This is a genomic window from Fundidesulfovibrio sp. YSD1 (genome assembly GCF_055397115.1).
In genome coordinates, this window is the sequence record NZ_AP043666.1 from 3,375,259 (window position 1) to 3,396,569 (window position 21,311).

The 21,311-nt window shown below is 68.0% G+C and carries 23 protein-coding genes; 18 read left to right on the forward strand and 5 right to left on the reverse strand.

Annotation, left to right across the window (positions count from 1 at the left end):
• The first annotated feature begins 11 nt into the window (after nucleotides 1-11).
• From flgL to ACZ5V4_RS15725, 4 genes are all read left to right on the forward strand, one after another.
• Complete coding sequence (flgL, locus tag ACZ5V4_RS15710; protein ID WP_464315815.1) at nucleotides 12-1,562, forward strand: flagellar hook-associated protein FlgL; 1,551 nt, start codon at nucleotides 12-14, stop codon at nucleotides 1,560-1,562.
• Between the two features lie 73 nt (nucleotides 1,563-1,635).
• Nucleotides 1,636-1,875 (forward strand): carbon storage regulator CsrA, encoded by a 240-nt coding sequence (csrA, locus tag ACZ5V4_RS15715; RefSeq protein ID WP_464315816.1) that lies wholly within the window; start codon nucleotides 1,636-1,638, stop codon nucleotides 1,873-1,875.
• Complete coding sequence (gene fliW / locus ACZ5V4_RS15720; RefSeq protein WP_464315817.1) at nucleotides 1,851-2,303, forward strand: flagellar assembly protein FliW; 453 nt, start codon at nucleotides 1,851-1,853, stop codon at nucleotides 2,301-2,303. The genes csrA and fliW overlap by 25 nt, the downstream gene beginning before the upstream one ends.
• A 347-nt stretch (nucleotides 2,304-2,650) precedes the next feature.
• Nucleotides 2,651-4,915 carry a methyl-accepting chemotaxis protein gene (locus ACZ5V4_RS15725; protein WP_464315818.1) on the forward strand — a complete coding sequence of 755 codons (2,265 nt, stop codon included), beginning with the start codon at nucleotides 2,651-2,653 and terminating at the stop codon, nucleotides 4,913-4,915.
• A gap of 103 nt (nucleotides 4,916-5,018) precedes the next feature.
• On the opposite strand, the gene purU is transcribed toward ACZ5V4_RS15725, so the two are convergent.
• From purU to ACZ5V4_RS15740, 3 genes are all read right to left on the reverse strand, one after another.
• Nucleotides 5,019-5,909 carry a formyltetrahydrofolate deformylase gene (gene purU / locus ACZ5V4_RS15730; RefSeq protein ID WP_464315819.1) on the reverse strand — a complete coding sequence of 297 codons (891 nt, stop codon included), beginning with the start codon at nucleotides 5,907-5,909 and terminating at the stop codon, nucleotides 5,019-5,021.
• Nucleotides 5,910-6,057: 148 nt separating this feature from the next.
• Nucleotides 6,058-6,369, reverse strand: coding sequence for a flagellar biosynthesis anti-sigma factor FlgM (flgM, locus tag ACZ5V4_RS15735; protein WP_464315820.1), 312 nt, complete (start codon nucleotides 6,367-6,369; stop codon nucleotides 6,058-6,060).
• Between the two features lie 117 nt (nucleotides 6,370-6,486).
• Nucleotides 6,487-6,906: a DVU0524 family FlgM-associated protein gene (locus tag ACZ5V4_RS15740; protein ID WP_464315821.1), complete on the reverse strand. Its 420-nt coding sequence runs from the start codon at nucleotides 6,904-6,906 to the stop codon at nucleotides 6,487-6,489.
• A 160-nt stretch (nucleotides 6,907-7,066) separates the two neighbouring features.
• Between ACZ5V4_RS15740 and ACZ5V4_RS15745 the strand changes: the two genes are divergently transcribed.
• The 5 genes from ACZ5V4_RS15745 (at nucleotide 7,067) to ACZ5V4_RS15765 (ending at nucleotide 12,874) form a co-directional block, all read left to right on the forward strand.
• A complete protein-coding gene (locus tag ACZ5V4_RS15745) occupies nucleotides 7,067-7,918 on the forward strand; it encodes an NAD(+)/NADH kinase (RefSeq protein ID WP_464315822.1) in 852 nt (283 codons plus the stop codon).
• Complete coding sequence (locus tag ACZ5V4_RS15750; RefSeq protein ID WP_464315823.1) at nucleotides 7,915-9,675, forward strand: ARMT1-like domain-containing protein; 1,761 nt, start codon at nucleotides 7,915-7,917, stop codon at nucleotides 9,673-9,675. The genes ACZ5V4_RS15745 and ACZ5V4_RS15750 overlap by 4 nt, the downstream gene beginning before the upstream one ends.
• Nucleotides 9,676-9,679: 4 nt before the next feature.
• Nucleotides 9,680-10,708 carry an acyltransferase family protein gene (locus ACZ5V4_RS15755; protein ID WP_464315824.1) on the forward strand — a complete coding sequence of 343 codons (1,029 nt, stop codon included), beginning with the start codon at nucleotides 9,680-9,682 and terminating at the stop codon, nucleotides 10,706-10,708.
• A gap of 507 nt (nucleotides 10,709-11,215) precedes the next feature.
• Entirely contained in the window at nucleotides 11,216-12,340 is a 1,125-nt protein-coding gene (locus ACZ5V4_RS15760; RefSeq protein WP_464315825.1) for an acyltransferase family protein, read from the forward strand.
• 45 nt (nucleotides 12,341-12,385) lie between these two features.
• Nucleotides 12,386-12,874 (forward strand): winged helix-turn-helix domain-containing protein, encoded by a 489-nt coding sequence (locus ACZ5V4_RS15765; RefSeq protein ID WP_464315826.1) that lies wholly within the window; start codon nucleotides 12,386-12,388, stop codon nucleotides 12,872-12,874.
• A 30-nt stretch (nucleotides 12,875-12,904) separates the two neighbouring features.
• Here ACZ5V4_RS15765 and ACZ5V4_RS15770 read toward each other — a convergent pair whose 3' ends face one another.
• Together ACZ5V4_RS15770 and ACZ5V4_RS15775 are read right to left on the reverse strand one after the other, a co-directional pair.
• Nucleotides 12,905-13,582: an N-acetyltransferase family protein gene (locus ACZ5V4_RS15770; RefSeq protein WP_464315827.1), complete on the reverse strand. Its 678-nt coding sequence runs from the start codon at nucleotides 13,580-13,582 to the stop codon at nucleotides 12,905-12,907.
• Nucleotides 13,583-13,782: 200 nt separating this feature from the next.
• Nucleotides 13,783-14,106 carry a hypothetical protein gene (locus ACZ5V4_RS15775; RefSeq protein ID WP_464315828.1) on the reverse strand — a complete coding sequence of 108 codons (324 nt, stop codon included), beginning with the start codon at nucleotides 14,104-14,106 and terminating at the stop codon, nucleotides 13,783-13,785.
• Between the two features lie 137 nt (nucleotides 14,107-14,243).
• Here ACZ5V4_RS15775 and gatB point away from each other — a divergent pair, with 137 nt between their 5' ends.
• The 9 genes from gatB to ACZ5V4_RS15820 all read left to right on the forward strand — a co-directional run bounded on the left by gatB (nucleotide 14,244) and on the right by ACZ5V4_RS15820 (nucleotide 21,235).
• Nucleotides 14,244-15,674: an Asp-tRNA(Asn)/Glu-tRNA(Gln) amidotransferase subunit GatB gene (gatB, locus tag ACZ5V4_RS15780; protein WP_464315829.1), complete on the forward strand. Its 1,431-nt coding sequence runs from the start codon at nucleotides 14,244-14,246 to the stop codon at nucleotides 15,672-15,674.
• A gap of 11 nt (nucleotides 15,675-15,685) precedes the next feature.
• Nucleotides 15,686-16,729 (forward strand): S-methyl-5-thioribose-1-phosphate isomerase, encoded by a 1,044-nt coding sequence (mtnA, locus tag ACZ5V4_RS15785; protein WP_464315830.1) that lies wholly within the window; start codon nucleotides 15,686-15,688, stop codon nucleotides 16,727-16,729.
• Between the two features lie 160 nt (nucleotides 16,730-16,889).
• Complete coding sequence (gene thiS, locus ACZ5V4_RS15790) at nucleotides 16,890-17,090, forward strand: sulfur carrier protein ThiS (RefSeq protein WP_464315831.1); 201 nt, start codon at nucleotides 16,890-16,892, stop codon at nucleotides 17,088-17,090.
• Between the two features lie 6 nt (nucleotides 17,091-17,096).
• Nucleotides 17,097-17,867 (forward strand): thiazole synthase, encoded by a 771-nt coding sequence (locus tag ACZ5V4_RS15795; protein ID WP_464315832.1) that lies wholly within the window; start codon nucleotides 17,097-17,099, stop codon nucleotides 17,865-17,867.
• 36 nt (nucleotides 17,868-17,903) lie between these two features.
• Complete coding sequence (thiH, locus tag ACZ5V4_RS15800; RefSeq protein ID WP_464315833.1) at nucleotides 17,904-19,007, forward strand: 2-iminoacetate synthase ThiH; 1,104 nt, start codon at nucleotides 17,904-17,906, stop codon at nucleotides 19,005-19,007.
• Between the two features lie 9 nt (nucleotides 19,008-19,016).
• Nucleotides 19,017-19,631 (forward strand): sulfur carrier protein ThiS adenylyltransferase ThiF, encoded by a 615-nt coding sequence (thiF, locus tag ACZ5V4_RS15805; RefSeq protein ID WP_464315834.1) that lies wholly within the window; start codon nucleotides 19,017-19,019, stop codon nucleotides 19,629-19,631.
• A gap of 8 nt (nucleotides 19,632-19,639) precedes the next feature.
• Nucleotides 19,640-20,275 (forward strand): thiamine phosphate synthase, encoded by a 636-nt coding sequence (gene thiE, locus ACZ5V4_RS15810; RefSeq protein WP_464317841.1) that lies wholly within the window; start codon nucleotides 19,640-19,642, stop codon nucleotides 20,273-20,275.
• A gap of 30 nt (nucleotides 20,276-20,305) precedes the next feature.
• Nucleotides 20,306-20,656: a cupin domain-containing protein gene (locus ACZ5V4_RS15815; protein WP_464315835.1), complete on the forward strand. Its 351-nt coding sequence runs from the start codon at nucleotides 20,306-20,308 to the stop codon at nucleotides 20,654-20,656.
• Nucleotides 20,657-20,668: 12 nt separating this feature from the next.
• Entirely contained in the window at nucleotides 20,669-21,235 is a 567-nt protein-coding gene (locus ACZ5V4_RS15820) for a cysteine hydrolase family protein (RefSeq protein WP_464315836.1), read from the forward strand.
• Nucleotides 21,236-21,311: the final 76 nt, after the last annotated feature.

Here is a 21,311-nt window from a genome sequence, read left to right on the forward strand (position 1 = left end):
AGGAGGACGCCATGGCTTTGCGCGTCTCCCAGCAGATGATCTACTCCTCCAGCGTGCGTTACATGAACACCTCGCTGGCCCAGATGATGGAGTCCAACCTTCAGGCTTCCAGCCAGAAGAAGGTCAACCGTCCCTCGGACGACCCGGTGGGCATGAGCCGGATCATGAGCTACCGCGACAACCTCTCGGCCATCGACCAGTACGAGACCAACATCTCCATGGCCAAGGGCTGGCTGAACCTCGCGGACTCCTCGCTGGTGCAGGTGAACACCGTGGTCACGCGCCTGAAGGAGCTGGCCGAGCAGGGCGCCACGGGCACGCTCACGGCGGACAACCGCGCCCAGATCGCGGCCGAGGCGCGCCAGCTGTTCAAGCAGCTGGTGGCCATGGGCAACACGAAATTCGACGGCAAGGCGCTGTTTTCGGGTCAGAAGACCGACGTCCAGCCCTTCGCCGAGAGCCTCTGGCTGACCACCAACCAGGAGAACGTGGTCTCCAACGCGGGCTTCCGCATCAACGGCTTCACCGAGTCCACCACCCTGGTGCAGTACCTGGACAGCGGGCCGCTCTCGGCCTCCACGCGCTACCGCTACTCCACCGACGGCGGCACCACCTGGAACCAGGGCACCGTGGCCGACCCGGGCTCGCCGGACAGGTTCCAGCTCTCCCTCGGCGGCGTGTCCCTGGAGCTCGACCGCAACACCACCGTGCGGGCCACAAGCGCCACCAACACCAACGACACCACCGGCACCTGGATGTGGATCAGGCCCACGGCGCGCTACGTGGGCGACGACGAGGACAGCATCGCCGTGGACCCCTTGCAGGGCATGGGCGCGACCGTCACGGGCTCGGCCAGGGGCGTGTTCCCGGGCAACGTCATCGTGCGCGTCGATACCACCGGGTCGCTGGCCTCCAACGTGGGCTACTCCTACAGCCTGGACGGCGGCGTGACCTGGAAGCTCTCCAACTCCTCCACGCCAGACGCCAACGCGAACATGGCCAGCCTGAACCTGCCCGGCGGCGTGCTGACGCTCTCGGCCAACGGCGGCAACCAGCTCCAGGCCGGGAACATGTTCATCGTCCGGCCGCGCAAGGCGCTCATCGGGTTCGACATCTCCCCCACCGAGCGCATCGTGGTCAACGGCATCGGCAAGAACGTCTTCGGCGGCGTCTACCAGGACCCGGCCAGCAACTCGGCCAGGCCCGTGGTCATCGCCGGGAGCTCCGGGGCCACGAACCTCTTCGAGACCGTGGGCAAGCTGGTGGGGTTCCTCGAGACCAACAACCAGTCCGGCGTGCAGCAGTGCCTGGCGGACCTGCGCTCCTCGAGCCAGACCATCCTGAACTACGCCGCCGACGTGGGCGCGCGCGAGAACAGGCTCCTGGTGGCCGAAGGCGTGCTCGACAACCTCAAGTACAACCAGACCGACCAGCTCTCCAGCGTGGAGGACGTGGACCTCACCGAGCTGATGACCAGGATGGCCCAGCAGCAGCTGGCGTACCAGTCGGTGCTCAAATCCACTTCCATGATCATGAACTTGAGCCTCATGAATTACCTCTAAAGGAAGGCATGCGTTGACAACCATCCGGGCCCGCACTAGGGTGTCCCGGCATCGGCAGGAATAAGAGGCGGGAATGCTCATACTTACGCGCCGCCCCGGGGAGTCCATCCACCTGGGCGACAAAATCAAGATCACCGTTCTTGGGGTGCAGGGAAAGCAGATCAAGATCGGCCTGGAAGTACCCCAGGAGATGCCGGTATACAGGGAAGAAGTGTATCTGAGGGTGTTGGAGCAGAACCGCATGGCTCTGGAAGCTGACCAGGAAGACGTTTTCGCTGCGGCGGCGTTATGGCAAAAATCCAAGACCGAGTAATCAACAGCCGCCTCGGGCAGTTGACCATTCCGCCGGAACGGGTGCTGCATTTTCCCCGTGGCGTGATCGGCTTCGAGCACGAGCGCGAGTTCACCCTGGTGCAGATCCGGGACGATTCGCCGTTCCTCATCCTGCAAAGCATGAACGACCCCCGCCTGGGCCTGCTCGTGGCCGACCCCTACGGCTTCATCCGCGACTACGACGTGGTGGTGGGCGAAGCCGAGCGCAAGCTTTTGCGCATCGAGAACATCCGCCAGGTGCTGGTGCTCGTCACCGTGACCATCCCGCCGGGCAAGCCCGAGGAGACAACCCTCAACCTCACCGGGCCGGTGGTCATCAACCTCCAGGCGCGCGTGGGGCTCCAGGTGCCCCAGGTGGACGCCAAGTACCCCGTGCACTACAAGCCCGGAGACGCCCCCAAGGACTGATCCTTCGTATCCCAAGCCCGGGCGCGCGTCCGGGATCGACCAGCCTGTCATGGCCGGGCCCTCGCGGGCCCGGCCTTTTTTTCGCCCGCGTCCGCCGCGCGTCCCCCCCGGGGCTGGCCGAACCTTGCCGGGGCGGTCCTGGCCCTGGCCAACCGGCCCTTCACCCTCAAGTTCATCATGCCCGTGAACCGGGAACTCCTTGCCGCCGCGCCCCGTCGCGAAACCGCCCGAATCCTGTTGTATGGCGCGGGCGAGTATGGCAGATGATGGATCATGTCCCGCCTTGCGCGCGTGCGCGCCGGGGAGGGCCGGGTGTCCGCCCCGTCACACCCCTTGGGAGGGCTTTCATGCGACTGTCGATCAAGACGAAGCTGCTCGCGGGATTTTTGGCCGTCATCACCGTGATCATGGTGGCCATCTTCGGCGTGGTGGCCGTGAACTTCATGAGCCAGGCCATGGAGTCGGCCCGGCGCTCGGCCCTGGGCGAGCTCTCCCAGGTGGACGCCGCCATCAGCCTGTTTCTCGACGAGAGCCGCATGAACGCAGACATGATGGCCAGGACGCCCCTGGCGGCAAGGCTTGACGAGATCACCACCAGCCACGCCAAGACCACCTCGCCGCGCAAGGCCAGGCCCGACGAGGGCGACGAGGCGGGCAGGGAGTTCGTCAGGCTCTTCCAGGCCGTGCAGGGCTCGCACCCGGCCTACGTCGAGGTCTTCGCGGGCAACCGCAACGGGGCCTTCGTGAGCGCCCTGGAGGACTCCGAGATGCCCGCCGGGTACGACCCGCGCAAGCGGCCCTGGTACGTCGAGGCCCTGCCCATCACGGACAGGCCCTCCATGTCCAAGGCCTACATGTCCACCACGGGCGAGGCCGTCACCAGCGTGACGCGCACCGTGACGCGCGGCTCCGAGGCGCTGGGCGTTCTGGGCATCGACATCTCCCTGAAGAAGCTCACGGACCTGACCAAGTCCATCAAGCTGGGCAAGAGCGGCTATCTGGTGCTGGTGCAGGGCGACGGCGTGGTCCTGGCGGACCCGTCCGACGAGAAGAACAACTTCAAGAAGGCCGCCGAGGCCACCGGCCCGGTGCGGGAGCTTTCCGCCCTGGGCGAGGGCTGGTTCGAGTTCGCCTCGGGCGGCAAGGACTACCTGGGCGCGGTGGTGGCCTCGCCCAAGTCCGGGTGGAAGCTCCTGGGCGTGATCGACCGCGCCGAGGTGGAGGCCCCGGTGCGGGCCACTCTTCTGAACCTCACTCTGCTCGCGGCGCTCAGCCTGGGGCTTTTGGCCCTGGCGGGGCGGATATTCTCCATGCGCGTGATCATAAGGCCCCTGGAGGCGGTCAGCGCCTTCCTGGAGCGCATCAAGCAGGGCGACTACGCCCACCGCGTCGCGCACTCCAGGCCGGACGAGATGGGCGTGATCCTCGATTCGCTGAACGCCATGGCCGAGGTGCTGGGCGGGAACATGGAGGAGATCCGCCGCAAGACCGAGGACTCCGAGCAGAAGGCCCAGGCCGCCGGGCAGGCCAGCCGCGAGGCCGAGGAGGCCCGGCTCCAGGCCGAGCAGGCCAGGAGAGAGGGCATGCTCCAGGCCGCGTCCAAGCTCGAGGGCGTGGTCAGCGTGGTCGGCTCCGCCTCCCAGGAGCTCTCCGTGCAGATCGAGCAGTCCAGCAGGGGGGCCGAGTCCCAGGCCCAGCGCGTCTCAGAGACGGCCACGGCCATGGAGGAGATGAGCGCCACGGTGCTCGAGGTCGCCCGCAACGCGGCCCACGCCGCCCAGACCGCCGACACGGCCAAGTCCAAGGCGCGCGAGGGCGCGGGCGTGGTCAACGAGGCCCTGGAGGGCATGCGCGAGGTGCAGGGCCAGTCCGCCAGGCTCAAGGAGGACATGGACCGCCTGGGCTCCCAGGCCCGCGACATCGGCCGCGTGCTCACGGTGATCTCGGACATAGCGGACCAGACCAACCTCCTGGCCCTGAACGCGGCCATCGAGGCCGCCCGGGCGGGCGAGGCCGGGCGCGGCTTCGCCGTGGTGGCCGACGAGGTGCGCAAGCTCGCCGAGAAGACCATGCAGGCCACCCGCGAGGTGGGCGAGGCCATCGGCGCCATCCAGCAGAGCGCCAAGGCCAGCGTGGACAACGTGGAACGCTCCGTAGGCCTGATCGGGCACGCGGCCGGGCTTTCGGAGGGGTCGGGCAGGTCGCTCGGCGAGATCATGGAGCTCGTGGACCTGGTCACGGACCAGGTGCGCTCCATCGCCACGGCCTCGGAGGAGCAGTCCGCGGCCAGCGAGCAGATCGGGAGGTCCATCGAGCAGGTGAACGTGATCTCGGAGGAGACGTCGCAGGCCATGGGGCTCGCGACCCGGGCCGTGAACGAGCTGGCGGAACAGGCTCAGGTGCTGCGCGCGCTCATCGACGATCTGCACGGGGAAGGCGGCGGAGGGCGGAAGTACGCGGCCAGGGAGCTTGCGGGCCTCGCCGCGCCGACGGCCCAGGGCGGGGAGGCCGGGCCGCCCGCCAGGCTGGGCGAGGCGGGCAGGGTGACGCGGCTCATGGAGAAGCTCTCCGGGCTCGATCCGGTGAAGCTGCCGCACTCGCGCGGCCGGTAGCCGGAAAGATCGGCAGAACGAAGATAAGCTCCGGTGCGGCGTCACGCCGCACCGGAGTTTTAGTTTGTGAAGCGAAGGAAAAGAGCCTGCCGCAGGGACCGGCCTAGAACACCACCGTCTTGTTTCCGTTGACGATGATCCTGTCCTCCAGGTGCGCCCGCACGGCCCTGGCCAGCACCTGGCGTTCCAGGTCGCGGCCGAGCTCCTTGAGCTCCTCCACGCCGTGGCGGTGCGACACGTGGGCCACGTCCTGGGAGATGATCGGCCCGCCATCCAGTTCGGGGGTCACGTAGTGGGCCGTGGCCCCGATGATCTTCACGCCGCGCTCGAAGGCCTGGCGGTACGGGTCGGCCCCCACGAACGCGGGCAGAAACGAGTGGTGGATGTTGATCACGCGCCCGGGCATCCGCGCCAGGAAATCCGGCGAGAGGATCTGCATGTAGCGCGCGAGAACCACGCCGTCGGCCTTGCCCAGCATGAGCCCCAGGGCCTCTTCCTCGGCTTTCGCCTTGCCCGCCTCGTCCATGGGCGGGACCGGGACATGGTGGTAGGGCACGCCGAAGCGCTCCACGGGCTCGCGCAGGTCCGGGTGGTTGCTTATGACCATGGCGATCTCGCAAGGCAGCTCCCCGCGCGACCAGCGCCACAGAAGCTCCATCAGGCAGTGCTCATGGCGCGAGACCATCACGGCGAGCCGTCTGGGCGGCCAGGCGTAGCGCAGCGCCCAGTCCATGCCGAAGGGGCCGGCCACCACCTTCTGGAAGGCGGCCTCCAGGGCCTCGCGGCCCAGGTCCAGGTGCGGGGTCTGGAACTCCAGGCGCATGAAGAGCGTGCCGCCCTCGGGGTCGGTGGAGTGCTGGTCCAACTGGGTGATGTTGGCCCCGTGGGAGAAGATGAACTGCGTGACGGCGGCCACGATGCCGGGCCGGTCGTGACAGGTGATCAGCAGGCGCGCGGTGGAGCGGGCCGGGTCGAGGCGTTGGGAATCAGGCATCCACGCAGTCTAGGGCATAACCGCGCGGAAATCCACACCCCGGTTTCCCGGTGGGCGCAAACACGAACACCTCGCCGGTCGGGCGGTTTTTTCCGCCGCCCGGCGAGGGGGGACTGTTATTCGTGGCCGCGACGCGGCTGGTTTGGGTTTAACGCAGGAAGTCGAGGTCGCTTTCCACCAGTTTCTGGGCGATGCGCCGTGGGTCGGGATTGTAGTTGCCCGACTGCACCTGCGCACGCAGCGCCTCCACCCTGTCCACCCGGACTTCGGGCGACTCCATCGCCGCCTTGGCGGCCTCGGCCACCAGCTTGGCGTCGGAGGATACGGATACCCTGTCCCCGGAGGAGGATTGGCTCTTCGCCTTGGCCTTGGCCTTCGCCACGGCCTCGGAGTCCTCGCCTTTCTCCACCTTGGACTGAACGTACGGGTTGGAACCTCCCAGTATCTTTTTGATGTCCATGCTCCCCTCCTGGCGGGCGAACCCGCCGGAACGCCAGGTCAGGCTCCTTGCTCGGATGAGGCCGTCTCCCCAGGCGGCCGTCCTGCCGGCGTCCATGCAAAGCGGACCCGTCGTCCGCTACAGCATCGTCTCGTCAACCTTCTCGAGCGCGATGCGCCAGAGCGTCTCCAGCACCCGCACCCGTTCCGGACCGGTGACCTCCACCGCCTCGTTCGCGCCCAGGACCTTGAAGATTTGCAAATCCTGGTCCTCGGGCGGGTAGGCGAAGTGGAACTTCGTCCTGAAGGCGGCTTCCAGGTCCTTCTTGATGTCCGCCACCACCGGGTTTTCCGAGCCCGTGACGATGAGGCTCTCCACTATCTCGGCGGTGACCTTGTGCACCAGTTCCCGGCGCTTGGCCTCGCGGGAGATCTCGACCTGGTCCTGCGTCCCCGCGGCCTGGAGCGTGCGCCGGTAGCGCGCGAGCCTGCGGGAGGTGGTGATCTGCCTCCCGTAGGTCCGGAGCATGTTGCGCAGTAAGGCTGGGTTGGCGGCCATTGATCGATTCTCCTCGCTCGTCACGAACCCTATCGGCCGAAACCCGGGCCGACTTTAGGGCCGCGCGGGAAAAAAAGCGGCGGGCCGAAAAGCGCGGCGGCGGCCGATACGGCTTGAAGCCCGGCACGGATTCATCTAGACAGCCGCAATGCAGCCAGCAGTGCGCGAAGTTCTCGTGGTGGTCAAGGCCTTGGACGCGCCCGCCCATGAAATGGCGGGGCAGCTTTTGTCGTGGCTCGAGTCGGTCGGCGCTTCCGGGCGCGTGGTGGAGAACCGCACGGACCAGGAGGGCTGCGCCGACGCCTTCTGCCTGGTGGAGCGCGGCGAGAAGCCGCAGTTGGCCGTGGTGCTCGGCGGCGACGGCACCATGATCAGCGTGGCGCGCAAGCTCGCCCCCCTCTCGGTGCCGCTGCTGGGCATCAACCTGGGCCGCCTGGGCTTCCTCACCCAGCTCACCGGCGAGGACTGGCGCGAGGCCCTGGAGCTCGTGGTGGTCAAGGGCTTCTCCGTGGCCAGGCTGATCATGCTCTCCTGCGAGGTGGCCCGGGGCGGCAGGCGCGTGTTCCACAGTGCGGCGGTGAACGACGTGGTGGTGCGCGGCTCCATGGCCAGGCTGATCAAGGTGGGCGTGGCCTACGGCGGCGAGCGCCTGGGCGGGTTTCGGGCCGACGGCATGGTGGTGGCCACCCCCACCGGGGCCACGGCCTACTCCATGAGCGCCGGGGGACCGCTGGTGCACCCGGACCTCCAGGTGCTGACGATAACGCCCATCTGCCCGTTTTTGTGCGATTTCAGGCCCATGGTCCTGCCCACGGACCGGCCCCTGGACATGGTGGTGGAGGAGGCGACCGCCGAGGTGGTGCTCACCTGCGACGGCCAGTCCACCTTCCCGCTCAAGCCCGGGGACTGGGTCCGCGTGCGCCGCGCCCCCCAGCCGCTGGGGCTGGTGGCCGCTGGCAGGCATTCCTATTTCAACAAGCTTCTGGACAAAGGATTCATCAGGGAACGATGAGCCCCGTCAACCTCCCCTCCATCGGTTCGCCCTCGGAACTGCGCTACGGCAAGGACCCGCTCCTGGACGCCTGGATCGTCCACTTCATGAGCGAGAACCACATCGAGTACTCCATCGACCCCTCGCGCAACGCCACGCCGGAGCAGATCCGCTTCATGGCAGCGCTGGGCCCGGACGAGATCTACGTTCCCTGCTCGGACCAGATGCTCGGCTACCTGCTGGAGAAGCACAACGAGCCCGCGCTCATGGAGGCCTACGGCGTGGTCTGGCGCCAGGTGCTGGAGCTCATCGAGAACCACTGCCCGGGCCAGTACGAGAAGATGATGATCCTCTCGCTGTGCGACCACAAGTACCGCCAGGCCGTGAACGCGCCCGTGATGATCCCTTCTCGCCTGCTCAAGCGCCTGACCACCATATTCATGGCCCAGGCCGGGCAGGACGACCCCTTCCGCGAGCAGAAGCGCGTGATGAACCGCCGCGCCCGCCAGTTCATGGAGACCCACGCCATGGACGCGGCCCTGAACACCTGCCCCGGCACCGTGACCAACTGCTCCACCATCCGCGACATGCGCTTCGAGCTGGACATGCTGGAGATCTCGCGCCTGCTGTGCCTGTCGGTCTGGAGCCGCCTCTGGGAGCAGGAGCAGGCGGCCCCCGGGCCGGAGGAGATCGAGGCCGAGGTCACCGGACAGGCCGGGTTCGACGCGCTCAGGCGGCTTCTGGACCCGGGGCGGCCCAAGTCCATGAAGATTCTCTACCTGCCCGACAGCGCTGGCGGGCTCCTCTTCGACATCCTGGTGGCCAGGGCGCTTCTGCGCATGGGCCACAGGGTGATCATGGCCCTGAAGGAGGGCTTCTTCTTCGAGTGCCCCACCGTCTGGGACGCCGAGGAGGACCCGGCCCTGGCCCAATACCTGGCCATGTTCGGGGCGCGCATCTTCGGCGACAACCGCGCGGGCAAGAACGCGCTGCTCCAGGCCATCAAGGAGACGCCCTTCCTGGTGATCTCCGACGGCAGCCGCGAGCGCCTGAACCTCTACAAGACCAGCGTGACCTTCGCCCGGGCCTGGAAGGAATGCGACCTGATCATCGCCAAGGGCGAGTTCAACCACCGCCGCCTGATGATGACCGGCACGCGCTTCACCCGCGACATCGTCTGCGTGCACCGCGACCGCAAGGCCGGGCTCCAGGTGGGCTACAAGCCCAAGCCGTCGGGGCTGCGCACCTTCACCGAGCCCGAGATCACGGCCAAGGCCGAGGCCATCATCTCGCGCATGCGCGCGGAAAAGGCCTCTGGCAAGACCGTGATGTTCTACTCCGCCATCGTGGGCTCCATCCCCCACGAGACCGACACGGCCATCACCGTGCTCAACACCATCGTCAAGCACCTGCGCGCCCGCCTGGCCGGGACCTACATCGTCAACCCGGCCGAGCACTTCGAGGAGGGCATGGACGCCGACGACCTGATGTTCATGTGGGAGAAGGTGCAGCGCTCGGGCTACATCAACGTCTGGCGCTTCCAGACCAGCCAGGACATCGAGATGGCCTTCGAACTCATGGGCCGCACCGTGCCCCCGGTCTGGGCGGGCAAGGACGCCACGTTCTCCACGGGCTGCACCAAGGAGATGAACATCGCCCTGGACGTACAGCGCATCCACCCGGAAATGCAGATAATCGGCCCCGACCCGGAGAAGTTCTTCAGGCGGCGCGAGTACGGGGTGGGCAAGTTCTTCGACGCAGCCATCGCGGCGCGCTGAGGCCATGGCCGCGCAAGCGCGTTTCGGGGGCGGCGTGAACCCCCTGGACGTGGTCAAGGGAACAGGCATCCTCCTGTTCATGGCCTACCACTTCCGCGTCGTCTGTTGGGCGGGGGACCCAGTGGCTGAGGGCTACGGCAACGCGGCCGTGGGCCTTTTCTTCCTGGCCTCGGGGCTCGGCGCCCGGTGTTCCCTGGACGGGCGTGCTGCTCGGCCGGGCGGGAAGGCTGCCATGGCCGTGGGGTTCTGGCGCGACAGGGCCGTGCGCGTCTTCCCCATGTTCTGGCTGGCCCTGGCCCTGCAATGGCTGCTCTACGGCCTGCGGCCGGAACCCTGGCACTGGCTGGGCCTGGACACGCGGTTCTGGTTCGTGGGCTATGTCCTGCAATGCTGGCTGGCCGCGCCGCTTCTGCGCGCATTCGCCGCCAGCCCCGGCCACGCCGCGCGTCTGGCCCCCCTGGCCCTGTTCGCCGCTGCGAACGCCTGGGGGGCCACGCTGCCCATCCCCCAGCCCGGGAGCCTGGCCGGGGACAACCTCATGTACCGGGGCCTGTACTTCGCCCATGTGGCCCTTTTCTATCTGGGCATGCTCGCCGCGCCCGCGCGGGAGGCGCGCCGCTGGCCCTCGGCCGGGGGCGGCGCGCTGGCGTTCGCCCTGCTGGGCGGGACCTGCCTGGGCGCTGCTTGGGCCGCGGTCTCGGAACTCTTTTCCTCATGGGCGGGACCCTGGGCCCCCATGGTCAGGGAGTGCGCGTTCATGGGCGTCTCGGCCGCCCTGGTTGCCGCGTTCGCCGCATCCCCGGCGAGGGGGGCGGATTCCAGCGCGCTCGCCTTCCTGGGCCGGAACTCGCTGGCCGTGTACCTCTTCGAACCCGCGCTGTATGCCCTGCTCATCAAGGCCCGCCTGATCGCCCCGAGGCAGTGGCCGACGCTTTTCGCCTACCTGGGGGCGCTGCCTCCATTCTTCTGGGCCTGCTCCCTGGCTGGCAAGGTGGAGGCCTGGGCGGTGGGCAGGGTCTTCCCCCGCCGCTGACCTCCGCCCGCATGATGCGCCGGGCGGGGCAGGGCACGTCCGCCTCTCTTGCGGCCCCGCTGGAAAAAGCCTCCTCCCGTCGCGAACGACGGAAAAGGGGAGAGGCTTTTTCCTGCGCTTCATCGATGCCCGCCTTGCGGGAAGCGAAAAATTCCGGGCGGAGCGCGCCCAGGCGTAACCTTGCGCGGCGCACGGACGACAGTCTGTCCGTGATGCGCGGGCAACTCCCCGCGCGCCTGCTTTCCGGAACGCCACCCACATCGAGCAGCGCCATGCCTTTTGCCTTTGTTGTTCCCGCTTTCCCCTGGCCCGTCCGGCTTATTCCTCCCTGTTCTCATCTTGAAGGCCGAAATGTTATTTTAATTGATTACGATTCTCATTTTCATTTAATCCGTCTCCATCTCCTATCGAACCGGTGACCAGCGGGCGCGTCCGTGTTCAGGCCACGGACGCGCCCCCGCCGGCCCAGAGACGGCCCTCACCCAGCAACGCAGGAGAGCCGCGTTCATGCCCATCGAAAATCCCCCGGCCGCAAAGGCCCTGCCGCAACCATCCGCCCCCAACCCCCTGCACGTGCTCAAGGGGCTGGCCATGGCCGTCTACCTGTCCTCGCACTTCCGGGCCGTGTGCTGGGTGGAGGACAGAAGCCTGCTTGGCTACAGCAACGTGGCCGTCTCGCTTTTCTTCCTGGCCAGCGGCTACGGCATGTTCCATTCGCTCTCGCGCCGCCTGGGGGCGAGCGCCGGGCCTGTGTCCTGGCTGGGCGGCTTCTGGCGCGACAGGCTCGCGCGGCTGTACCCGCAGTACGTGCTGGCAGTGGCGCTCATTGCGCTGCTCTTCGGCAGGGAGGTCGCCTGGTGGCAGTTTCTCGGCGTGGACAGCCCGTACTGGACCATAGGCCAGGCCCTGCAATGCTACGTGGCGGCTCCGCTGTGCTTCGCGGCCGCGTTCTCCCCGAACCCGGCCGTGCGGCTCGCCCCCCTGGCGGGCTGGGCCGTGCTCAACGCGGCCGTGCTGGCCACCACGGGCGACGTGGACCGCTCGGGCATGCTCGGCCAGTTCGTGTACCGAAACCTCTACGGCACGCACCTGGCGCTCTTTCACCTCGGGATGCTGGCCGCCGCGCGCCCAAGGCCCGCCGACGCCTTCCTAGCCCGCGCCGGGGCGGCGTGGTGCACGCTGGGCTTTTTGTGCATGCTCGTGGTCACGGGCATGCAGGGGAGCAGGGCGCTGGCCGCCGTCACCCCGTGGCTGCCGGAGGACCCTTTTCCCGAACGCTGGACCGCGCTCTTCCCGGGGCTCGAGGGGCACGGCGCGGCGTGGGCCTCGGGCGTGCTGACCGTGCTGTGCGTGGCCGGGGGGCAGCTCTTCTTCCGGGCGTTCCTGGCTCTGCCCAAGGGCCAGACGCTTCCGCTCGGGCGCGCGCTGGCCTTCCTGGGCAGGCATTCGCTACCGGTCTACCTCTTCGAACCGCTCTTCTACCTTGCGCTCTTCGAACTGAGCGTGCTTGAGGCCCGCGCCTGGACCACCCTGGCCTGGGTGCTCGGGCTGAGCCCCATGCTCATGGCCGGATGCGCGGCCATCCAGAAAATCCAGGGGCTTGCCATGCGCAGGCTCACGGGGAGGGTCTGAGGGGCTGTCAAAGCGGCGCGGGATTTGTTAATGTGCTTCCCGCCCATGTCTCACGAGAGAAACGATTCAGAACTTTCCGGCAGCCAGCCGGACGATGGCGGGGAGGACTCCTACGGGGTCAATCCCCCGGTGGTCCGGCTGCGCCTCTGGCTCGAGACAGAGGACGGCATGTTCTTCGGCACCGGCCGCGGCATGCTCCTCGAGGCCGTGGACCGCTTCGGCTCGCTGAAAAAGGCCGCCGAGCACCTGGGCATGTCCTACAGGGCGGCCTGGGGCAAGATGCGCAAGACCGAGAAGGTGCTGGGCGTGCAGCTGATCGAGCAGGCCGGAAGCCGCAAGGGCGGGCAGGTGCTCACCCCGGCCGGGCGGCTTTTGATGGAGAAGTTCGGCCAGTGGTACGAGGCCGTGGAGTCCTCGGCCGTGGAAAAGGCCAGGGAGATTTTCCCCTGGCGCTGCCTGAGCTTCATGGACGCGGCCAAGGCCCGCTCCAGGAAGAAGAACGGCCAGGCGCCCCGGGCCGTCGAGCCGGACTGAGCGCCCCTTCGGGCCGCCTCCGGCGCCCGCTCAGGCCAGTTCTCGCCGGAGCCGCCTGATGCCCTGTCCCTGCCCGGCCAGTTCGCCGGGATACCGGTATTCCCACACGGGCCTGAAGCCGAGCGACGCGTAGAGCCGCTCCGCGCGGACGTTGCCCATTTCGCAGAAAAGTTCCAGCCCCTTGCCCCCGGCCGCGGCCGCTTCGGCCGCGATGCGCTCCATGAGCCCCCTGGCCACTCCCCCGGCCCGGTTCTCCCGGCGCACGGCCACGTACTCCACCAGCCACGTGCCCGGGGCGAAGCGCGTGCGCGAGGCCTCGAAGCGCCCGGCCAGCTCGTCCTGGCGCTCGAGAACCTGGGCTGCGGCTTCGGGCGCGAGCTTAAGGCGCGCGCCGACCTCTTCGAAGGCCTCGCGCGAGAAGGGGAACTCGCCCATGGACGCGGCCTCCCGGGCCGTGGCCATGCCCGAGCAGACCCCGTCCACCAGGGCCACGAAGGCGTTGTCGATGCGGCCCCAGAGCTGGCCGGGGTGCATGGCCAGGGCGGCCAGCACGTCGATGATGCGCTCCTCGGGCATGTCCAGCAGCCGGTCCAGGTAGCCCCGCCGGTTGTGTCCCCGGGAGGCCATGACGATCATCTCCGCCAGGCAGCGGGCGTAGCCCGGTCCGGCGCGGTACACGGAGAGCGGTTCGGTGTTGTTCACTGGCATGGATAAATCCTACCATGCCGGACGGCTACGGGCAATGCGCGGCTGCGGCGCGGGGGAGGGGGGGCCGTGCGTCCGGGCGGGTTTGTCCGCCTCCTTCCGGCATTGGGCAGGCACCCTCGCGGGCCGGGAGGGTTGGACTCCCTTGCCCGCGAGGAAGCGCCGGCGGAGCCTGGGCCGTTACGGGCGGCCCGGGGGCGCGCTCAGCGCTGGTTCTTGCACTGGTTGAGGGCGTTGTTGCAGTTGGCCACGCACACGTAGCGCTGGGCGGCGTCCGCGATCTGGTTGCAGACGGCGGAGCAGTTCTGCCACTGCATGTTGCAGTTGACCTCTATGCGCCTGCGGCGGCGCTCGTAGGCGTCCTGGTCGGAGTTGTTGTACGTGCCGCCGTGGCGCTGCTGGTAACGGGGAGAGTAGTAGCCCCGGCCGGAGTCGTATTCGTCGTCGTAATAGCCGCCCCGTCCGGTGGATTCCACGCATCCGGCCAGCAGGAGCAGGCTCAGGGATGCCAAAAGCGCCGCTTTCATGGTAGCCTCCTGTTTGCCTTGATCATCCACCACAACCGGGCAGCCAAGTCAATGCGGGGCGGGCATTGACCCATGCCCCGGGTGCCTGTAAGACCAAGCCCCGGCAACCCCGCCAATTCCTCCAGGAGCCTCCCGACATGGCGCAGTACGAGGCGGTCATCGGCCTTGAAGTCCACGCACAGCTTTTGACCAAGAGCAAGATATTCTGCGGCTGCTCCACCGCGTTCGGAGCCGAGCCCAACGAGAACGTCTGCCCGGTCTGTTCCGGCATGCCGGGCGTGTTGCCCGTGCTCAACGCCACGGCCGTGGAGTACGCCGCCAAGATGGGCATGGCCGTGGACTGCGAGGTCAACCCCGTCTCCGTGTTCGCGCGCAAGAACTATTTCTACCCGGACCTGCCCAAGGGCTACCAGATCTCCCAGTACGAACTGCCCATCTGCGAGCGCGGCAAGGTGGACATCCTGGTGGACGGGAAGGTCAAGACCATCGGCGTCACGCGGATCCACATGGAGGAGGACGCGGGCAAGAACATCCACTCGGCCACGGACAACCTGAGCTACGTGGACCTGAACCGCGCCTGCGTGCCCCTGATCGAGATCGTCTCCGAGCCGGACATGCGCTCCGCCGAGGAGGCCGTGGCGTATCTCAAGGAGCTGCGCTCGATCCTGGTCTACCTCGGCATCTGCGACGGCAACATGGAGGAGGGCTCCTTCCGCTGCGACGCCAACGTGTCCATCCGCCCGGTGGGCCAGGAGAAGTTCGGCACGCGCACGGAGATCAAGAACGTCAACTCCTTCCGCCACGTGCGCATGGCCATCGAGTACGAGATAGAGCGCCAGAAGGACTGCCTGGAGGACGGCGAGGCCATCGTCCAGGAGACCCGGCTCTACAACCCGGACAAGAACGTCACGGCCTCCATGCGCGGCAAGGAGGAGGCCCACGACTACCGCTATTTCCCCGACCCGGACCTGGTGCCCCTGAAGATCGACCCCGAGAACTTGGAGAAGTGGCGCGGCGAGTTGCCGGAGCTGCCCCGCGTCAAGCGCGAACGCTTCATGGCCGCCTTCGGGCTTTCGGCCTACGACGCCGACGTGCTCACGGCCGAGCGCGACGTGGCCGAGTACTTCGAGGCCGCCGCGTCCGCCGGGGCCGACCCCAAGAAGTGCGCCAACTGGATCATGAGCGAGCTCCTGCGCGAGATGGGCGAGGCCAGGCTCACGGCCAGGCAAGTGAAGCTCAAGCCGGCGGAGCTGGCCAAGCTGGTGCGCATCATCGACGAGGGGCTCATCTCCGGCAAGATCGGCAAGCAGATCTTCCCCGAGCTCTTCGCCAGCGGAGGCGACCCGGAGGAGCTGGTCAAGGCCAAGGGCCTGGTGCAGATTTCCGATTCGTCCGCCCTGGAAGCGGCCATCGACGCGGTGCTCGCCGCCAACCCCTCCGAGGTGGAGGCCTTCAGGGGCGGCAAGACCAAGCTCATGGGCTTCTTCGTGGGCCAGATCATGAAGGCCACCAAGGGCCAGGCCAACCCGGGCCTGGTCAACGAGCTTCTGGCCAAAAAACTCAGCTAGGACGCAACAGAATGACCGACCATATCCAGTTCTCGCCCGCGAAAAACGCCCTGGTCCTCCTGGACCAGCGCATCCTGCCCGGGCGCGAGGAATATTTCGACTGCACCGACACCGCCTCCACCATCTACGCGCTCCAGACCATGGTGGTGCGCGGCGCTCCCGCCATCGGCGTCACCGCCGCCTACGGCTGCTGGCTGGCCGCGCGCGAAGCCAAGGCCGCCGGGGAAGCCTGGGCCGAAAAGCTCGCGGAGCTCCTCAAGGCGCTGGAGGAGGCCCGCCCCACGGCCGTGAACCTGCGCTGGGCCGTGAACCTCATGCGCGACGCCTGGCGGGCCGAGCCCGGGATCTCCATCGACGCGCTCCTGGACAAGTGGCTCGCCATGGCCAAGCGCGTCCACGCCGAGGACATCGAGATCAACAAGGCCATGGGCCGCTTCGGCGCGGACCTGATCGACGACGGCGACACCGTGATGACCCACTGCAACGCCGGAGCCCTGGCCACCGCAGGCTACGGCACGGCGCTGGGCGTGATCCGGGGCGCGTGGGAGCAGGGCAAGAAGATTCAGGTCATCGCCAACGAGACCAGGCCGTTCCTCCAGGGAGCGAGGCTCACCGCCTACGAGCTGCACAAGGACTCGATCCCCGTGAAGGTGGCTTGCGACAACGCCTGCGCGCTGCTCATGCAGCGCGGCATGGTCCAGAAGGTGGTGGTCGGCGCGGACCGCATCGCGGCCAACGGCGACGCGGCCAACAAGATCGGCACCTTCGGCGTGGCCATCCTGGCCAAGCGTTTCGGCGTGCCGTTCTACGTGGCGGCCCCGGCCAGCACGTTCGACCTTTCCACGGCCACGGGCGCGGGCATCCCCATCGAGGACCGCACCCCCACCGAGGTGACCCACGTGGGCGCACACCAGATCACCCCGGACGGGGTGGGCGTGTTCAACTACGCCTTCGACGTGACCCCCTCGGACCTGATCGCGGGCATCGTCACCGAGCGCGGCGTGATCCGCGCGCCCTACGTGGAGAACATCGCCAGGATCATCGGCGGAAAATAGCACGGGGAGCCTTGGCCGCCGGGGCTCAGCCTCCGGCGGCCAAAGGGCCCGGCCCCGGAATCCCTTTCTGTTTGCCGCGACGCCCCAGCCCCGCCACGATCCAAAGCCTTTACGCCGCCGCCAGCGGTGTTACACTTCCCCCTCAGGGAGACCCCATACAATGAAAGTGACCGTCAACGGCAGGCAGGCCGACATCCCCCAAGGCTCGACCCTGGAGGCCTGCCTGTCCGCCCTGGGCTACGACCTCTCTGCCGTGGTCGTTGAGCGAAACGAATCCATCGTCCCCAAGGACACGTGGGCCGAGACCCTCCTCGCAGAGGGCGACAGCCTGGAAGTGGTGTCCTTCGTGGGAGGAGGCTGAAATACCATGTCCGACCAGCTGACCATCGGCGGCGTCTCGCTCGGGAGCCGCCTGTTCCTCGGTTCCGGGAAATACTCCTCCAACGCCCTCATCCCGGCCATAGTCGAAGCGAGCGGCGCGCGCGTGATCACCGTGGCCGTGCGCCGCGTGGACCCGGGCGCGGGCAGGGAGAACATCCTCGAGCACATCCCCAAGTCCTGCCTGCTCATGCCCAACACTTCGGGCGCGCGAAACGCCCAGGAGGCCGTGCGCATCGCTCGCTTGGCCCGCGCGGCCGGATGCGGCGACTGGATCAAGATCGAGGTGATAAGCGACAACCGCCATCTCCTCCCCGACAACCAGGAGACCATCGAGGCCACGCGCATCCTGGCTGCCGAGGGTTTCACCGTGCTGCCCTACATGAGCCCGGACCTCATGGCCGCCAAGCGCATGGCCGCGGCCGGGGCCGCGGCCATCATGCCCCTGGGCGCGCCCATCGGCACCAACCGGGGCTTTCGCACCAAGGAGCTGGTGCGCATCATGATCGAGGAGATCGACCTGCCCGTCATCGTGGACGCAGGCATCGGCAAGCCTTCCGAAGCCTGCGAGTGCATGGAGATGGGCGCGGCCGCCGTGCTCGTGAACACGGCCGTGGCCTCGGCGGGCGACCCCGTGGCCATGGCCCGGGCCTTCGGCCTGGCCGTGCGCGCCGGGCGCGAGGCCTTCCTGGCCGGAACCGGCGCGGTGAGCGGGTCGGCCCGCGCGTCCTCGCCGCTCACGGGCTTTCTGCACGAGTGAGCCCGGCCCGGCCTTTGCCGCCTTGGGAGCATCATCATGACATTTTATGACGAAATGCGCCGTTACGACGGCCTGGACATCGACGCGTTCTTCTCCGGCGTGACCGGCGCGGACGTCGCCCGCGCCATCACGAAGGACCGCCTGACCCCGCGGGACTACCTCTCGCTCCTCTCGCCGCGCGCGGCGGACCACCTGGAGGCCATGGCCCGGCGCGCGAGCGAGCTGACCATCCGCCACTTCGGGCGCGCCGTGCAGCTCTTCACGCCGCTCTACCTCTCCAACCACTGCACCAACCAGTGCGTCTACTGCGGCTTCAACACGAAAAACACCCTGGAGCGGCGCAAGCTGACCCTGGAAGAGGTGGAGGCCGAGGCGGTCGAGATCGCCAAAACCGGGCTCAAGCACATCCTCATCCTCACGGGCGAGGACCGGCGCGAGAGCCCCGTGTCCTACATCGCGGACTGCGCCCAGGTGCTCAAGCGCCACTTCACGAGCATCTCCATCGAGGTCTACCCCCTGACGCAGGACGAATACGCGAGCCTCGCCGCCGTGGGCGTGGACGGCCTGACCATCTTCCAGGAAGTCTACGACGAGGCGGTCTACCTGTCGCTTCACCCCAAGGGGCCCAAGCGCAATTACAGAAACCGCCTGGAGGCCCCGGACAGGGGCGCGGCGGCCGGGCTTCGCCAGGTCACCCTGGGCGCGCTTCTGGGCCTGGACGACTGGCGGCGCGAAGCCTTCTTCACCGGCCTGCACACCGACTACATCCAGCGCGTCTACCCGGACGTGGAGGTGGCCATCTCGCCCCCGCGCATGCGTCCGCACCTGGGCGGCTTTACGCCCAAACAGGCGGTCACGGACGCGGAGCTCGTGCAGTACATCCTGGCCTTCCGGCTCTTCATGCCGCGCGCCGGGGTCACGGTCTCCACGCGCGAGAACCCGAGGCTTCGCGACAACCTGATCGGCCTGGGCGTCACCAAGGTCAGCGCCGGGGTCTGCACCCAGGTAGGCGGCCGGGCGTCGGGCCAGGACGACCCGGGCCAGTTCGAGATCTCCGACGGGCGAAGCGTGGAGGAAATGGCCAGGATGCTCTACGCCAAGGGCTACCAGCCTGTGTACAAGGATTGGCAGTACCTGTAGGATGGGGGCGTGAATCCGTTCGAGCAGGGCGTGTGCCGCTACCTGGGCCGGGGCGAGCTCGAGAAGCTCCGCAAGGTGCGCGTGGGCATCGCGGGCGCGGGCGGGCTCGGGTCCAACTGCGCGTGGATGCTCGCGCGCAGCGGGTTCACCGATTTCGTGGTCGCGGACCACGACGTGGTGGACGCAAGCAACCTGAACCGGCAGTTCTACTTCCTCCGCCAGGTGGGCATGCCCAAGGTGGAGGCCCTGCGCGAGAACCTGCTGGCCATCAACCCGGACGTCACGGTCCGGGCCGTGGCTGCCGAGGTCACGCAGGAAAACGTGCTTGATATCTTCGCCGGGTGCGCCGTGATGGTGGAAGCCTTCGACCAGGCCCCGGCCAAGCGCATGGTGGTGGAGGCCTTCCTGGGCGCGGGCGTGTTTCTGGTGGCGGCCTCGGGCCTGGCCGGCTGCGGCGACTCGGACCGCATCGTCACGCGCAGGGTGAAGGACAACTTTCATCTGGTCGGGGACATGGTCACCCAGGCCGGGCCGGACTGCCCGCCCCTGGCCCCGTGCGTGACCCTGGCGGCGGCCAAGCAGGCCGACCTCGTGCTCAGTTGGGCCATCGGGAGAAAGCCGTGAAGAAATCCATGGTGAATTTTCTGGCCGGGGGCATCTACGCCATCCTCTCCGAGGAGCATTCCCAGGGCCGCTCCAACCTGGACGTGGCCCGCGAGGTGCTGAACGCGGGCGTGCGCGTGGTGCAGTACCGCGAGAAGGACAAGAAGGCCGGGGCCATGTTCGATGAGTGCCTGGCGCTTCGCGAGATGACCCGCAAGGCGGGCGCGACCTTCATAGTCAACGACCACATCGACCTGGCCCTGCTGGTGGACGCAGACGGCGTGCATGTCGGCCAGGAGGACCTGCCCCCGGCGGCGGTGCGCAAGCTCATAGGCAAGGACAGGATCATCGGGCTCTCCACCCACGGCCCGGGCCAGGCCCGCGCCGCCCAGACCGCCGGAGTGGTGGACTACATCGGCGTCGGCCCCATCTTCTCCACCAAGACCAAGAAGGACGTGTGCGACCCCGTGGGCCTGGAATACCTGGACTACGTGGTGGAGCACATCCCCATGCCCTTCGTGGCCATCGGCGGGCTCAAGGAGCACAACCTGGCCCAGGTGGCCTCGCGCGGGGCCAGGATGGCCTGCCTGGTCACCGAGATAGTCGGGGCCGGGGACATCGGCGCGAAAGTGGCCCAGCTCACTGCGATCATGCGCGGCGAATAAGCCGCGCGAAACCATATCCGGAGGCAAGACGTGGAACTCAAGCGGTATCCCGAGGTTTCGGCGGTCCATTTCGACAACGAGGTTGCCAAGGGCGTCGCCGGGCGCGTGCTCGTGGGCAAGGCCGACGGCGCGCCCAACTTCTGCATGCGCGTCTTCGAGATCGCCCCGGGCGGGCACACCCCCAGGCACACCCACGCCTGGGAGCACGAGATGTTCGTGCACGCGGGCCAGGGCGAGATCTTCGGCAACGGCGTCTGGAACCCCGTGAAGCCCGGCAGCGCCACCTTCGTTCCCGGCGGCGAGGAGCACCAGATCAAGAACACCGGCGACTCCGCCCTCGTGGTGGTCTGCCTCGTGCCTTCGGGCGCGCCCGAGATGTAGGGTCTGGCGGCCATGAACACCGCACTGGTCGTCATCGACATCCAGAAGGACTATTTCCCGGGCGGGGCCATGGAGCTCTCCGGCTCCGAGGCCGCCGCGGCCAAGGCCGGGCGAGCCGTTTCGTGGTTCCGCGAGCGCGGCTGGCCGGTCATCCACGTGAAGCACCTCTCGGTGCGCCCGGGCGCGGCGTTCTTCGTGCCCGGCACTCCGGGGGTCGAGTTCCACCCCTTCGTGGAGCCCGCACCCGGCGAGGCGGTCATCGAGAAGCACTTCCCCAACTCGTTTCGCGGCACCGCCCTGCAGGACCACCTGGACGAGCTGGACGTGAAGCGCCTGACCTTCGCCGGGATGATGACCCACATGTGCGTGGACGCCACCGTGCGCGCCGCCTTCGACCTGGGCTACCAGTGCGTGGTGCTGGGAGACGCCTGCGCCACGCGCGAGCTGGAGTTCGGGCACGTGAAGGTTCCGGCCGCTCAGGTGCACGCGGCGTTCCTGGCCGCGCTCGGCCAGGTGTACGCCGACGTGACCGGCGTCAAGGACATGGGCGCGTCGCTCTTGGAGGCTCCCCGGGCGTAAGCCCTCGAAAAAGCGGTTGACGCGGACCGCGCTCTGGTGCAAAGAACCCCTCCCTTCCCGCCGGTCGCCCGGCCGG